The organism is Massilia sp. TWR1-2-2 (assembly GCF_049897565.1).
Lineage (GTDB): Bacteria > Pseudomonadota > Gammaproteobacteria > Burkholderiales > Burkholderiaceae_D > JAFCUW01.
The window spans coordinates 165,340-179,959 of record NZ_JAFCWM010000004.1; the positions used below are offsets into that span (position 1 = coordinate 165,340).

At 63.6% G+C, this 14,620-nt stretch carries 13 protein-coding genes and 2 pseudogenes; 5 read left to right on the forward strand and 10 right to left on the reverse strand.

The genetic code is table 11. The annotated features are described in order from the left end of the window. Position 1 precedes the first annotated feature (1 nt). The 5 genes and pseudogenes from merP (at position 2) to ACP7DD_RS05735 (ending at position 6,617) form a co-directional block, all read left to right on the forward strand. Positions 2 to 277, forward strand: a complete 276-nt coding sequence (merP, locus tag ACP7DD_RS05715) for a mercury resistance system periplasmic binding protein MerP (RefSeq protein WP_426173733.1) — start codon at positions 2 to 4, stop codon at positions 275 to 277. A 19-nt stretch (positions 278 to 296) separates the two neighbouring features. Further along, entirely contained in the window at positions 297 to 722 is a 426-nt protein-coding gene (gene merC, locus ACP7DD_RS05720) for an organomercurial transporter MerC (protein ID WP_426173734.1), read from the forward strand. 41 nt (positions 723 to 763) lie between these two features. Further along, entirely contained in the window at positions 764 to 2,449 is a 1,686-nt protein-coding gene (gene merA / locus ACP7DD_RS05725) for a mercury(II) reductase (RefSeq protein WP_426173735.1), read from the forward strand. A gap of 186 nt (positions 2,450 to 2,635) precedes the next feature. Further along, a pseudogene (locus ACP7DD_RS05730) lies at positions 2,636 to 2,974 on the forward strand (SOS response-associated peptidase family protein); the annotation flags it as partial. Between the two features lie 283 nt (positions 2,975 to 3,257). Next, entirely contained in the window at positions 3,258 to 6,617 is a 3,360-nt protein-coding gene (locus tag ACP7DD_RS05735; RefSeq protein WP_426173736.1) for a PAS domain S-box protein, read from the forward strand. 46 nt (positions 6,618 to 6,663) lie between these two features. On the opposite strand, the pseudogene ACP7DD_RS05740 reads toward ACP7DD_RS05735, so the two are convergent. The 10 genes and pseudogenes from ACP7DD_RS05740 to ACP7DD_RS05785 form a co-directional block, all read right to left on the reverse strand. Next, positions 6,664 to 7,455: pseudogene (locus tag ACP7DD_RS05740) on the reverse strand (ferritin-like domain-containing protein); the annotation flags it as partial. A 162-nt stretch (positions 7,456 to 7,617) separates the two neighbouring features. After that, complete coding sequence (locus tag ACP7DD_RS05745) at positions 7,618 to 7,941, reverse strand: phosphatidylserine decarboxylase (protein ID WP_426173737.1); 324 nt, start codon at positions 7,939 to 7,941, stop codon at positions 7,618 to 7,620. Continuing rightward, positions 7,914 to 8,879, reverse strand: a complete 966-nt coding sequence (locus ACP7DD_RS05750; RefSeq protein ID WP_426173738.1) for a phosphatidylserine decarboxylase family protein — start codon at positions 8,877 to 8,879, stop codon at positions 7,914 to 7,916. Before ACP7DD_RS05750 ends, ACP7DD_RS05745 begins: the two co-directional genes overlap by 28 nt. A gap of 113 nt (positions 8,880 to 8,992) precedes the next feature. Then, a complete protein-coding gene (locus tag ACP7DD_RS05755; protein ID WP_426173739.1) occupies positions 8,993 to 10,657 on the reverse strand; it encodes a cation acetate symporter in 1,665 nt (554 codons plus the stop codon). Next, entirely contained in the window at positions 10,654 to 10,959 is a 306-nt protein-coding gene (locus ACP7DD_RS05760) for a DUF485 domain-containing protein (protein WP_426173740.1), read from the reverse strand. The genes ACP7DD_RS05755 and ACP7DD_RS05760 overlap by 4 nt, the downstream gene beginning before the upstream one ends. 152 nt (positions 10,960 to 11,111) lie before the next feature. Then, positions 11,112 to 11,828 (reverse strand): arsenical resistance protein ArsH, encoded by a 717-nt coding sequence (gene arsH, locus ACP7DD_RS05765; RefSeq protein WP_426173741.1) that lies wholly within the window; start codon positions 11,826 to 11,828, stop codon positions 11,112 to 11,114. Continuing rightward, the gene (gene arsC, locus ACP7DD_RS05770) at positions 11,821 to 12,249 is read right to left on the reverse strand and encodes an arsenate reductase (glutaredoxin) (protein ID WP_426173742.1); all 429 of its coding nucleotides are present in this window, start codon (positions 12,247 to 12,249) and stop codon (positions 11,821 to 11,823) included. Before arsC ends, arsH begins: the two co-directional genes overlap by 8 nt. A 13-nt stretch (positions 12,250 to 12,262) precedes the next feature. Continuing rightward, positions 12,263 to 13,543 carry an arsenic transporter gene (locus ACP7DD_RS05775; protein WP_426173743.1) on the reverse strand — a complete coding sequence of 427 codons (1,281 nt, stop codon included), beginning with the start codon at positions 13,541 to 13,543 and terminating at the stop codon, positions 12,263 to 12,265. Positions 13,544 to 13,615: 72 nt separating this feature from the next. Then, positions 13,616 to 14,095: an arsenate reductase ArsC gene (locus tag ACP7DD_RS05780; RefSeq protein ID WP_426173744.1), complete on the reverse strand. Its 480-nt coding sequence runs from the start codon at positions 14,093 to 14,095 to the stop codon at positions 13,616 to 13,618. 19 nt (positions 14,096 to 14,114) lie between these two features. Beyond that, the gene (locus ACP7DD_RS05785) at positions 14,115 to 14,615 is read right to left on the reverse strand and encodes an arsenate reductase ArsC (RefSeq protein WP_426173745.1); all 501 of its coding nucleotides are present in this window, start codon (positions 14,613 to 14,615) and stop codon (positions 14,115 to 14,117) included. Between the last annotated feature and the right edge of the window lie 5 nt (positions 14,616 to 14,620).

The window sequence follows — 14,620 nt, forward strand, 5'->3', positions numbered from 1 at the left end:
CATGAAAAAACTATTTGCTACCCTGGCTCTCGTCGCCTTCGTTGTCCCCGTATTGGCCGCCACCCAAATAGTCACGCTGTCGGTACCGGGCATGACCTGCGCCACTTGCCCGATCACGGTCAAGAAAGCGTTGTCCAAGGTCGACGGCGTGAGCAAGACCGAGGTGAGTTACGAAAAACGCGAAGCCGTCGTCACCTTCGACGATGCCAAGACCAGCATGCAGACACTGACCAAGGCGACTGAAGATGCGGGCTATCCGTCCTCGGTTAAGCGTTGAGCCACGAGGAGGCGCTACGATGTCCTTAATCACCCGAGTGACCGACAAGGCCAGTACCCTGGGCAGCATTGTGTCAGCCATGGGCTGCGTTGCCTGCTTTCCCGCCATCGCCAGCTTCGGCGCAGCTATTGGCCTAGGCTTTGTTAGTCGGTATGAAGGGCTGTTTATTCGCATCTTGTTGCCGACGTTCGCCGGTATCGCGCTGTTGATCAATACCTTCGGTTGGCGCAGCCATCGACACTGGCGACGCACAGCGCCCGGCGTGATCGGGCCTGTCCTGGTGCTGGCAGCGGTGTTTTTGATGCGGTCTTACGGCTGGCGGAGCGGTTGGCTGCTGTATATCGGCCTGGCCTTCATGGTCGGGGTATCTATTTGGGATTTCATCTCGCCAGTAAGGGCCCACTGTGGACCGGACGGCTGCGAACTGCCACCAAAACGCGGATAACGGCATTGGCTGTCACCGAAGTAATCAAAGGGAATTAGTTCATGACCACCTTAAAGATCACTGGAATGACTTGCGATTCGTGCGCTGTGCACGTCAAGGACGCGTTGGAGAAAGTGCCGGGCGTGCAGTCGGCAGTCGTGTCCTACTCGAAGGGCAGCGCGCAGCTCGCCACCGAGCCCGGCACTTCGCCGGATGCGCTGACCGCCGCTGTGGCCGGCCTCGGCTACAAGGCAACGCTCGCCGATGCCCCATCGACGGACAACCGCACTGGACTGCTCGACAAGGTGCGCGGCTGGATTGGTGCTGCTGTCAAGCGCAGCGATGGCGAACGCCCGTTGCAGATTGCCGTAATCGGCAGCGGTGGGGCCGCGATGGCGGCGGCGCTCAAGTCCGTCGAGCAAGGCGCAAAGGTCACGTTGATCGAGCGCGGCACCATCGGCGGCACTTGCGTCAATGTTGGCTGCGTACCGTCCAAAATCATGATCCGCGCTGCCCATATTGCCCATCTGCGCCGTGAAAGCCCGTTTGACGCCTGTATCGCGGCGACCGCACCTGCAATTGACCGCAGCAAACTGCTGGCCCAGCAGCAGGCGCGTGTCGATGAGCTGCGTCACGCCAAGTACGAGGGCATTCTGGACGACAATCCGGCCATCACCGTGCTGCATGGCGAAGCACGTTTCAAGGACGCACAGAGCCTTGTCGTCCGTTTGAACGATGGCGGCGAGCGCGTGGAGACATTCGACCGCTGCCTCGTCGCCACGGGTGCCAGCCCGGCCGTGCCGCCGATTCCCGGCTTGAAAGACACTCCCTACTGGACTTCGACCGAGGCGCTGGTCAGCGACACCATTCCCGAACGCCTGGCCGTGATCGGATCGTCTGTAGTGGCGCTGGAGCTGGCGCAAGCTTTCGCCCGGCTCGGCAGCCAAGTCACGATCCTGGCGCGCAGCACGCTGTTCTGCCGCGAAGACCCGGCCATCGGCGAGGCAATCACGGCGGCGTTCCGTGCCGAAGCGATCACGGTGCTGGAGCACACGCAAGCCAGCCAAGTCGCCCATGTGAACGGCGAATTCGTGCTGACCACGGCGCGCAGTCAAATACGCGTCGACAAGCTGCTGGTCGCTACCGGCCGGACCCCCAACACACGCGGCCTGTCGCTGGACGCGGCGGGTGTCGCCGTCAACGCGCCGGGGGCTATCGTCATCGACAAAGGCATGCGCACCAGTGCGCCACATATCTATGCCGCCGGTGACTGCACCGACCAGCCGCAATTCGTCTATGTAGCGGCGGCCGCCGGCACCCGTGCGGCCATCAACATGACAGGCGGAGAAGCTGCGATTAACTTGACCGCGATGCCAGCGGTGGTATTCACCGACCCGCAGGTCGCCACCGTGGGCTACAGCGAGGCGGAAGCGCATCACGACGGGATCGAGACCGACAGCCGCACCTTGACCTTGGACAACGTGCCGCGTGCGCTTGCCAACTTCGACACACGCGGCTTTATCAAGCTCGTCATTGAGGAATCTAGCGGACGACTCATTGGCGTACAGGTGGTGGCACCGGAGGCGGGCGAGCTGATCCAGACGGCTGTGCTCGCCATCCGCAACCGCATGACGGTACAGGAACTAGCTGACCAGTTATTTCCCTACCTGACGATGGTCGAAGGACTGAAGCTCGCGGCGCAGACGTTCAGCAAGGACGTGAAGCAGCTTTCGTGCTGCGCCGGGTGAAGAAAAGGAGGTGTTCGATGAACGCCTATACGGTGTCCCGACTGGCTGATTGGTAAATGGTCGACCGCGCGGTGGGCAACGTCAAAAATGAGGGTCCCGAGCTCGTTCCCCCGATCGGGCGCTAAAGTTGGCAGCAGCACGGAAGAATATTTGAAAATCGTCAGGAGCGGTAACGCTTTGAAAAGAATGGGATTCCCGCGACCTAACTGTTATGAATACTCCAAAAGACTTGACCAGAACGATGTCCCGCGCCTGCTTGCCGACTTCGCGTGGGCTGGCGACATCTTCATCCGCGGCGAAGCGCAGAGCAGCTACAACGTCTCGCCCGGCACTTACCGGCCGGTGCTGCACGTCGACGGCGATGCGCTGTTCGTCGACGACATGCGCTGGGGATATCGCTCGTCGTGGGCGGAAGCGTCCGGCAAGATTCCGGTGGCAATCAATGCGCGCCTGGAAAACATCCGCAATCGCTACTGGAGCGGGCTGCTCAAGCGAGGCAGGGCGATCGTGCCCGCGGCCGGCTGGTACGAATGGACCGGCGAGAAGTGCAGCAAGCAACCATGGCACGTGCACCGCGGCCATCGCGGCCGACTCGGAAGCCGATGCGGCGACGACGATGGTGTACTCCATCGCGCCGTGCGTCTCGAGCGAGCGCACGATGTTGGTCGACCGCGCTGTCGGCAACGTCAGAAATCAGGCCCCGCAGCTGGCGGCGCCCTGATCGACCCGGCGCCACACTGAGCGCCACCAAACGCCGCCCGCACGTACAATGGAGAAACTTTTTATTGTGCCGTATGAGGAAGTGCCGATGCTGGTAGAAAATTCACCGTTGATCGCCGATGCCGCCCAGGGCGGCGCCATGGCCCGCCTGATCGGCGCGCACGACTGGGCGGCCACGCCGCTCGGCCCGCAGGCAAGCTGGCCGCGGCCGCTGCAGACGACGGTCGACCTGATGCTGTCGTCGCAGTTTCCGATGTTCGTTGCCTGGGGCGCTGAACGCTGCTTCATTTACAACGACGCCTACAGCCACATTCTTGGCAACAAGCATCCGCACGGCCTGGGCAAGCCATTTCGCGTGGTCTGGAACGACATCTGGGACGCCGTCGGGCCGATTGCCGACCGCGCCTTCGCCAACCAGCCGTCGTACTTCCACGACCTGCCGATCCAGATGGAACGCAACGGCTACTCGGAACTGACCTACTTTACGTTTTCGTACTCCGGCGTACGCGGCGAGGGCGGCGGCATCGACGGCATGTTTTGCGTGTGCCAGGAAACCACCGCGGCGGTCGTTGCAGCCCAGCGCCACGTCGACGAAATGGACCGCTTGCGCCAGCTGTTCCAGAAAGCGCCGGGTTTCATGGCACTGTTGCGCGGGCCGCAGCATGTCTTCGAGATGACGAATGCGGCCTACCAGCAACTCACGGGCGGTCGCAACCTGCTTGGCAAAACAGTGCGCGAGGCATTGCCGGAACTGGCCGGCCAGGGATTCTACGAGTTGCTCGACAATGTCTACCGGGATGGCATGCCGTACGTCGGGCGCGGCACCTCGGTCATACTGCAGCGCCAGCCCGGCGCCGCGCTCGAAGACGTGGTGGTCAACTTCGTGTTCCAGCCATTCACCGGTGACGACGGCGCCATCAACGGCGTATTCATCGAAGGCAGCGACGTTACCGAGCAATACCTTGCCCAACAGGAACTGGCCAGCAACATCGCCCGCCTGGAACAAGTCGAGCGGCGCCAGGCGTTCCAGCTCGAACTGTCCGACCGCATCCGCGACCTCGACAAGCCGGAAGAGATCACCGCGGCGGCCAGCGAAATCCTCGGACGGTGCCTGGCGGTCGACCGCGTCGTCTACGTCGAGGTCGACGAAGCGGCCGGCACCTTCGTCGTCGGGCGCCAGTGGTGCCGCGACGGTGTGGCAGAGGTCGACGACAGCGCGCGCGCGCTCGACATTTTCGGCCCACGGGCGATGGCGCAGCTGCGCGCAGGCGACATCCTGGCGATCGACGACGTCAACACCGATCCCCTGACGGCCCAGTTCGCCGACGCGTACGCGAAGCTCGGTGTCGGCGCCAACCTCGGCGTGCCGCTGGTGAAGTCAGGCCGGCTGGTGGCGGTGCTCAACTTGCATCGCGCCGCCCCATGTGCCTGGAGCGACAGCTGCATTGCGCAGGCGCGCGAGACGGTCGAGCGCACCTGGGCGGCGCTGCAAAGCGCGCGTGCGCACGTTGCGCTAAAGGCAGAACGCGACCAGGCCGAAGCCGAGCGGCGCCTGCTCGACGCGCTGCTTGAGGCGGTACCGGTGGGAATCGGCATGTCCGACACCGACGGCAATCTGGTGCGGGTGAACCGCGCCAATCGCCAGGTGTGGGGCGACGCCTTGCCGCTGTCGGGCGACATTGCCGGCTGTGCCGGATGGAAAGGATGGTGGGCCGACGGCTCGTCCCGGCACGGCCAGGCGCTGGCGCCGCACGAGTGGGCGCTGTCGCGCGTGCTGCGCGGCGAAGACGCGCCCAACGACATGGTCGAGATCGAGTCGTTCGATGCGCCCGGCCAGCGCCGCACGATCGTGCTGTCGGCCGCCGCCGTGCGCGATGCGGACGGGCGCATCGCCGGCGGCGTGGTGGCGCAGATGGACGTGACGGCGCGCCAGGAAGCCGAGCGGGCCTTGCGCGCGAGCGAAGCGAAGTTTCGCACCATCACCAACGCGATGCCGCACATGGTGTTTTCCGCGCTGCCCGACGGCCGCCACGATTACTTCAACCAGCAGTGGTACACTTTTACCGGCGTGGCCGAGGGCGTGACCTTTGACGCCAACTGGCTGCAGGCGTTCCACGCGGATGACCAGCCGCGCGCGGTGGCGCAGTGGCGCGACAGCCTGGCCAGCGGCGCGCCGTACGAGATTGAATTTCGCCTTCGCCATCGCTCCGGCCAGTACCGCTGGGTGCTGGCGCGCGCCTTGCCGATCCGCGACGAAGGCGGCTCCATCGTGCGCTGGATGGGATCGGCCACCGACATCCACGACCAGAAGCAGACCCAGGACGCGCTGCGGCTGGCCGATCGCCGCAAGGACGAGTTTTTGGCGATGCTCGCCCACGAGCTGCGCAACCCGCTCGCGCCGATCAGCGCCGGCGCCGACCTGCTGCGCCTGACGCGGGTCGACGAGGCGCGGGTGCGCCAGATCAGCGAACTCATCTCGCGCCAGGTCAAGCACATGACCAGCCTGGTCGACGACCTGATGGACGTTTCGCGCGTGACGCGCGGTTTGATCACGCTCGACAACGCGATGCTCGACGCGCGCCACATCGTCACCGACGCGGTCGAGCAGGTGCGCCCGCTGATCGACACGCGTGGCCACCAGCTGGTGGTGCATGCGCCGCCGGAGTCGGCGTTCGTCATGGGCGACCAGAAGCGGCTGATCCAGGTGATCACCAACGTGCTCAACAACGCCGCCAAGTACACCCCGCAGGGCGGCCGCATCGTGCTGAAGATGGAAGCGAGTCCTGGCGAAGTGGTGATCAGCGTGGCCGACAACGGCATCGGCATGGTAGCTGACATGGTGGGCCGCGTGTTCGAACTGTTCACTCAGGCCGAGCGCACGTCGGACCGTTCACAGGGCGGTCTGGGCATTGGCCTGGCGCTGGTCAACAGCCTGGTCGAGCTGCACCACGGCACGGTGACCGCGGCCAGCGCCGGCCCCGAGCAGGGCAGCGAATTCACAATCCGGCTGCCGCGGGTTGTGCTGCCGGTCGCCACCGCCGAGCTGGCCGGCGACGGGCCGCCGCCGCCGGCGGGGACCGCGCTGCGCGTGATGGTCGTTGACGACAATAACGACGCGGCCATGATGCTCGGCATGTTTCTCGAGTCAGCCGGCCACCAGGTCTCGATCGAGCACAACGCCGGGCGCGCGCTGCAGAGCGCGCAGCACGAGCAGCCCGACGTCTACATGCTCGACATCGGCTTGCCTGACATGGACGGCAACGAGCTGGCGCGCCTGCTGCGCGCCCAGCCTGGCGGCCAGCGCGCGGTGCTGATCGCCATCACCGGCTACGGGCAGGAGCAGGACCGCCAGCAGACGGCGGCGGCCGGATTCGACCATCACTACGTCAAGCCGGTCGATGCCGAGCAGTTGCTGACGTTGCTGGCCGCGATGAAGCGGCCGCGGTAGGGACGCAGCGCTTGCACAGTGAAGGTCGCCGTTGAAGCGGCCGCCGTCATTGTCGCGAAAGAGGCTGTGCGGCAGCCGGTCCTACACCGGCTGCGCAAGCTGCATGCCGACGGCAGCGATGCGCTCGCCGAGCGCGGCGCCGTTGTCGCCTTGCAGACCAAGCTGGCGGGCGGCGCCGGCAAGTTCGTGCGCGCGCTCGGCCATCAGCCATGCCGGCGTCGCGCTGCGGCAACGCCAGCGTCGCGCGGGCCAGATGGAAATTCATCGACGCATTCTGCGCCGCGCCGGCGGCCGCGCGCATGGTGGTCAGCCGGATCGCCAGCGCCTTTACGATCGACATCGTCTCGATGGCGCAGCCAAGCTGCACGGCGCGAAACGGTTTCTCGTGCATGCCGCCGGTGGCGCTGGCCAGCAGCCGCAGCATCAAGGCGTAGCAGGCATTGGCCAGGTCGAGCACGGCCGCCGACTCCGGCACCGATACGTGCGTGGCGCCATCGTCGGCGATCGGGCGGAACATCACCGGCGTCGGCGCCACCGGCCGGTACGGCGTGAAGCCGCTGTCGGCGGCAAGCATGGCATCGTACTGCTTGCCGATGGTGACGAACTGGGCGTAGTGCGACTTTTCGTGATCGCGCCGACCGCCTTCGCCCTGCTCGACAATGGTGGCGATCGCCGCCAGCGCACTGTTGAGGTCGGTGACGGCGCGCATCGATTCAAACGACAGCAAGTCGGTGTCGATCTGCGCCTCCGGCGCGCCGATGAACAGGGCGCTCTCGCCAAGCTCGGCCGACAGTTGCTCGAAACCGTGCTCGATGCCGGCGTACAGGTGGCCAAACCGTTTCGTAGTCTTCGGCGTTCGGCGTCAGCCTGGTGGTAACGCCGGCGCTGCGGCGATAGCCCTGTTCGGTCTCGAAGCCTGGCGCCTGGGGCAACTGCATCCCTTCGGGCCGTTCCAGGTAGACGAAATGGGACACCGTGTCGCGCGTGGTGCGGCGCGCCGCTAGTCTTGCCGCACCGTCGCGAGGCGCGCATTGACCGCGATGTTGCCCGCATCGAGGCCGGGCGTTTCGCCGTGCAGGTCGAAATCGAGCTTCGTTTGCGGACGGAAGATCAGGCAGTGAGTCGATCCGCCAAAGTGAAACATGCCGAGCTGCTCGCCCTTGCCGACCCGCTGGCCAACGCTGACCGTGATGTCGCACGTCGACACCTCGGCCATGCCGACCGCCATGAAGCACATCAGGCCGATTGCCGGATGACCGGCTTCGATGAAAATGAGCGCGCGCGTGGCAACTTGCGTTAGCCCTGCGACTGGCGCGGACCGCACGGATCGAATCCTTCGTGCTCGGACTCGGCAAAATAGGTGCCGTCGATCACGTATGCTTTGACGATGGTGCCCCCGACCGGGCTGTGCCAGCGGTGATCGCTGAACGAACTGAGGAAGGCCTGGTACACGGTGCCGTGCGCAAACTGGGCGGCGAGGGCGTCGTTGGCCAGCATGTGCAACAGCGAGTAAGGCTGCGCCTTGATCCAGAAGCGATCGCGCAACTGGACGTCGCGGTTGAGCTTGTACGGCGCTGACTCGCAGGCACTGACGATCACAGCGTCTTCATCGGGCGCGCTGACAGGGCGCTGGCCGTCGCGGAAGCGGCGGGTGAAAAAGTCGTCCCATGACGTGAAGCCGCGGTAGGGAAGCGACGGCGCGCAGTCGAACTCTTCATCGAAATTGGCCATCTGTGCCATCGCGTCGGCGCCGAACCAGCCGCTGTGCGGATCGTCGCCAAGCGCCGGCAACGACGCTTCCGACTTCAGGAATTCGCCCCAACGGTTGAGGATGCGTTTCAAATGGCGGTTGACTTTGGGGTTCAGGAAAAATGCGCGGCCGCTCGGCGTTGCCATCGACCAATCGACCATCGCATTGATCGGCAGCCCAGTCAGCCCGGTCTTGTTAAACTGAGGCGGCGTGCGCAGCACCACATCGATCATCTGCAGCAGGTGCGCGAAATGCCCGATCTGCGGATGGCCGGTCGGCGAGCAATCGTAGGGCGGCGTGCGCGGCACCTGGTCGAACATTTGGTGGACCATTGCAAACAGCGCCGCATCCTGGTCCACGGCGTCGCTGAAGTCCTGCAGCACCGGATCGAGCCGCTGGTCCGGGCGGGCGGCGGCGCCGAGCGAGGCCATCCAGCCGGCAAACGCGTGCTGGTCGCTGTCGAGCCATTCGCCGACGCAAAAAGGCGGCGGATTCTTCGCGTGGTCACGCACCGGATCACCTCTAGTGGTCGTTCGTGCCGAACAAATCGCTCGACTGTAAGCGAACGCTACCAGTTTTGCCTCGCGCACAATACAGCTTGTACATTTGCCGCCGCCGTACTGCGTCAGTGGCTCGCTGAGGTTACCGCGCCGATGCCGGTTTCCGAACGGACCTGCTGCGCCTCGTAGCCGAGCCGGTCAATGCGCGCGCGCTCGCTGCGATCGAGCACCGAGAACAACCAGATGCCGACAAACCCGGCGGTCATCGAAAACAGCGCCGGCGACTGGTACGGAAAGATCGCCGTCTTGTAATGGAACACATCGACCCACACCGATTTCGACACGACGGTCAGGCCCACCGCTGTAAACAGGCCGAGGAAACCGCCGATGGTGGCGCCGCGCGTCGTACAGTTTTTCCATAGCACCGACATGAACAGTACCGGAAAATTGGCCGATGCGGCGATGGCGAACGCCAGCGACACCATGTAGGCAATGTTCTGCTTTTCAAACACGATGCCCAGCACCACTGCGACGATGCCCAGCGCCACCGTCGTCAGGCGCGACACCCGCAGTTCGTTGACGCTGGTGGCCCTGCCTTTCATGAAGACGGTCGCGTACAGGTCGTGCGAGACGGCCGACGCCCCCGACAAGGTCAGGCCGGCGACCACCGCGAGGATGGTGGCGAAGGCCACCGCAGACATGAAGCCGAGGAAGACATTGCCGCCGACGGCGTTGGCCAGGTGGATCGCCGCCATGTTGTTGCCGCCAAGGAGCTTGCCGGTTGCGTCCATGAATCCTGGATTGGTGCTCACCAGCACGATGGCGCCGAAGCCGATGATGAACGTCAGCACGTAGAAATAGGCGATCCAGCTGGTGGCCCAGAACACCGATTTGCGCGCTTCCTTGGCGCTCGGCACGGTGAAGAAGCGCATCAGGATGTGCGGCAGGCCGGCGGTGCCGAACATCAGCGCCATGCCGAACGAGATGGCGGAGATGGGATCGGTGATGAAGGTGCCAGGTCCCATGATGGCCTGCGCCTTCGGGTGCACTTCGACCGCCTTGGCGAACAGCGCCTCCGGGCTGAAGTTGAACTGCGCAAGCACCGCCAACGCCATGAACGAGGCGCCCGACAGCAGCATGCCGGCCTTGATGATCTGCACCCAGGTGGTGGCGGTCATGCCGCCGAACAGCACGTACACCATCATCAGGGTGCCGACGATGACGACGGCGATCCAGTACTCGAGGCCGAACAGCAGCTTGATCAACTGGCCGGCGCCGACCATCTGGGCGATCAGGTAGAACGCGACGACGACCAGGGTGCCGGACGCGGCGAAGGCGCGGATGGGCGTTTGTGCGAAGCGGTAGGCGGCGACGTCGGCAAAGGTGAAGCGGCCGAGGTTGCGCAGGCGCTCAGCCATCAGGAAGGTGATGACCGGCCAGCCGACCAGGAACCCGATCGAATAGATCAGGCCGTCGTAACCGTTGAGGAAGACGGCCGACGAAATGCCGAGGAAGGACGCGGCCGACATGTAGTCGCCGGCAATGGCCAGGCCGTTCTGGAAGCCGGTGATGCCGCCGCCGGCGGTGTAGAAGTCGGCTGTCGACTTGGTTTTGGCGGCCGCCCATTTGGTGATGAACAGGGTGAGCACGACGAACGCGCCGAACATCGCGATGGCGGTCCAGTTGCGCGGCTGCTGGTCGGTCGGGCCGATCACGTCGGCCGCGCCCGCCAGGCCGGCAGTGGTCAGCAGAAGGAGGGCGGCGCCGCCCAGTGCGATGTGCGGCTTCACAGCACCTCCCTGCGGATAGCGTCGGTCAATTCGTCGAACTGCTGGTTGGCGCGCCAGACGTAGATGCCGGTGACGAGCACGGTGAACACGATGACAAACAGGCCGACCGAGATGCCCCAGGTCAGCACGCCGGCGCCGACGCGGGCGGCCAGCAGCTCCTTGTCAAACGCGATGAGCAGGATAAAGCCGTAGTACACAATCATCATCATCGCCGTCAACGTCCAGCCGAACACCGTGCGGACGCGCACCAGCTTCTGATAATTGGGGTTTGCTACGATCTTCTGTACAAGGTTTTCTTCCATGGCGGCCCCCGATATTTGGCGCCGCCGATTCGAAAGTACGGACGCGCGTTCAATATCGTATTGACCCTGCGAGCTGCCGTACAGTTCCCCTGTTACGGGGGCAAGGACAAAATCTTCGAGCGTGCATGCGCCGAGGTAAGGTGACGCGTAGCTTAAATCTTGCGCACCTGCGCGCAAATCGCCTTCATGGTGCGCTCATTGCGCTCGCTGTAGCGGTCGGTCAGGTAATCGGTCCGGCCGCGCGTCAGCAAGGTGAACTTGTACAGCTCCTCCATCACGTCGACCACGCGATCATAGTAGCCCGACGGCTTCATGCGCCCGGCCTCGTCGAACTCCTCGTACGCCTTCGGCACCGACGACTGGTTAGGGATGGTAAACATGCGCATCCAGCGTCCCAGCAGCCGCAGCGTATTGACGACGTTGAACGACTGCGAGCCGCCGCACACCTGCATCACGGCCAGCGTACGTCCCTGGCTCGGACGCAGCGCGCCTTGTTCCAGCGGGATCCAGTCGATCTGGTTCTTCATGACCGCGGTGATGGCGCCGTGCCGTTCCGGGCTGCACCACACCTGGCCTTCGGACCACAACGACAGCGCACGCAACTCGACAACTTTCGGATGCGACTCCGGCACGCTGCCGGCCATCGGCAATTCGCTCGGATCGAAAATGCGTACCTCGGCGCCGAAATGCTCGAGGATGCGCGCCGCTTCGAACGTGAGGAAACGGCTGAACGAACGTTCGCGCAGCGAGCCGTACAGCATCAGGATGCGTGGCGGGTGGTCGAAACAGCCAGTCGGCGCGAGCCTTTCAATATCTGGGATATCGAACTGCTCGGGGCGAATGTTGGGCAGATCCGCGATCTTATCCATGCTGAACTCGCTTTCCCTGTTCATCGATCACGCGCTCGCCGTCTTCTTTGGTATAGGCGCCTTGCTGCGGTGCCGGCAAAATATCGAGCACGATTTCGGATGGACGACACAGGCGCACCTGGCCGCGTGCGACGACCAGTGGACGATTGATCAGTATCGGATGTGCCAGCATGGCGTCGACCAGCTCATTATCGGTGGTTACCGGGGTGTCGAGTTTTAAAGCGGCATATGCCGGTTCCTTCTGCCGCACGACGTCGTGCACCACCAGGCCTGATCTGGCGATCAGGTCGACCAGCGTGGCGCGATCCGGCGGCGCTTGTAAATAGTCGATGATGACCGGCTCGATGCCGGCGTTACGGATAATGGCCAGGGTATTGCGGGAGGTGCCGCAATCCGGGTTGTGGTAAATGGTCACGGTCATGCAGATTTCTCCATTAGGAAAGGCGCAAAGCGAGTGCCGCCAGAGTAAGTACAAGCACCGGCAACGTCAAAACGATGCCCACGCGGAAGTAATAGCCCCATGAGATCTTGATGTCCTTGCTCTCGAGGACATGCAGCCATAGCAGCGTCGCCAGGCTGCCGATGGGTGTGATCTTCGGCCCAAGATCGCTGCCAATGACATTCGCGTAGACCATGGCTTCACGCACCACGCCTTGCGATGTCGTGGCATCGATCGATAGCGCGCCGATCAAGACCGTCGGCATGTTGTTCATGATCGACGAGAGAATTGCCGTGATCAGTCCCGTGCCCAAGGCAGCGCCCCATACGCCGTACTTGGCGCATTCGTTGAGTACGGTTGTGAGATAGTCGGTCATGCCGGCATTGCGCAGGCCGTACACGACCAGATACATACCCAGCGAGAAAATCACGACTTGCCAGGGTGCGTTGCTCAGTACTTCGCGTGTCGAAATCTTGTGTCCGCGCGCGGCCACCGCGAGGAGCAAGGCGGCGCCCGCTGCCGCCACCGCACTGATGGGCACGCCAAGACGCTCCAGCCAGAAAAACCCCACCAGTAGCAGGCCGAGTACCCACCATCCGGTGACGAAGGTAGCGCGGTCATGGATTGCTTCATCCGGCGTGCGCAGCTGCGCCACATCGTAATTGGCCGGTATATCCCTGCGAAAGAACCACATCAGCATTGCCAGCGTCGCCGCCACCGAGACTAGGTTCACCGGCACCATCACGGCGGCGTAGCGTCCAAAGCCGATGTTGAAATAGTCGGCCGATACGATATTTACCAGGTTGGACACCACCAGCGGCAAGCTTGCCGTGTCGGCGATGAAGCCGGCCGCCATCACAAAGGCCAGCGTTGCCTTCGCCGAGAAGCGCAGCGCACGCAGCATGGCGATCACGATGGGAGTGAGGATCAGGGCGGCGCCGTCGTTGGCAAATAGCGCAGCGACCGAGGCGCCCAGTAACACGAGCAGCACGAACAGGCGCTTGCCGCTGCCCCGTCCCCAACGTGCGACGTGCAGCGCTGCCCACTCGAAAAAGCCTGCCTTGTCGAGCAGGAGGCTGATGATGATCACGGCGACGAACGTTCCGGTAGCGTTCCATACGATGTGCCACACCACCGGGATATCGGCCACGTGGATCACCCCGGCCAGCAGGGCGACGAGGGCGCCGGCGGTTGCGCTCCATCCGATACCAAGACCGCGCGGCTGCCAGATGACGAGGATCAAGGTGACGAGGAAAATGAGGAACGCAAGAAGCACGGCTGGCCTTGAAAGTAATGTCGATGAGAATGAGGAACCGGCCCACGGGCCACTTGAAATTCAGTGGCCCGATCAGGCCAGGATGGTGCCGATCCGGTCAAGTTCCGTTTTCAGTGCGGCCTTGTCGTTGGCCAGCTCGGCCAGGGGCAGCGCAAGAAATGCTTCGATGCGCGCGCGGATGATGCGATAGGTCTGCTCGAAAGCGGTGTTGATGTCTTCCTCCGTGCCGACGATGTGGCCGGGATCGTCGACGCCCCAGTGCGTACGCAGCACCGGGCCCAGATAGGCCGGGCAGGTTTCGCCAGCGGCGCTTCCGCACACGGTAACGACAATATCGGGCGTCACCGGCAGGTCGTCCCACGACTTGCTGTAGTAGCCCTGGGTCGAAATGCCTTTGCTGTGCAACAGTGCCACAGCGCGTGTGTGAAGCTTGCCGGCCGGCTGGCTGCCGGCGCTGATCGCCTTCAGCCACGACGGCGCCAGGTGGTTGAAGGTTGCTTCAGAGAGGATGGAGCGGCAAGAGTTGCCGGTGCAAAGAAAGAGAATGTTCATATGGGCTTTGAGGCGACAATTAAACTGGGGTAGTGCCGATGGTCTGGATTTCACGCTGGATCGCGTTTTTTTCCAGCATGTGCAGAGGCAGGCTCAGAAAAATGTTCACGCGTGTCATGATCTGGCGGAAGATGCGATGGAACGCGGCGCGCTTTTCCTCATCGGTTCCGACTACTGCCGCAGGGTCTTCGAAACCCCAGTGCGCTGACATGGGATGGCCGGGCCAGTACGGACACACCTCGCCGGCGGCGTTGTCGCAAACGGTGAAAATTAAATCCATGTGAGGCGCGGCCGGCGTCGCAAATTCATCCCAGCTTTTGCTGCGCAGAAGCTCGATTGGATACCCCGTTTCGGTCACCAGCTCAAGGGCAAATGGGTTGACTGTGCCGCCAGGGTGACTGCCGGCTGAAAAGCCACGGAAGCGGCCCTTGGCCATCGTCGTCAACAGGGCTTCGGCCATGATGCTGCGGGCCGAGTTGCCGGTGCAGAGGAATAGTACGTTGTAAATCTTCTCTTGCATGGGAA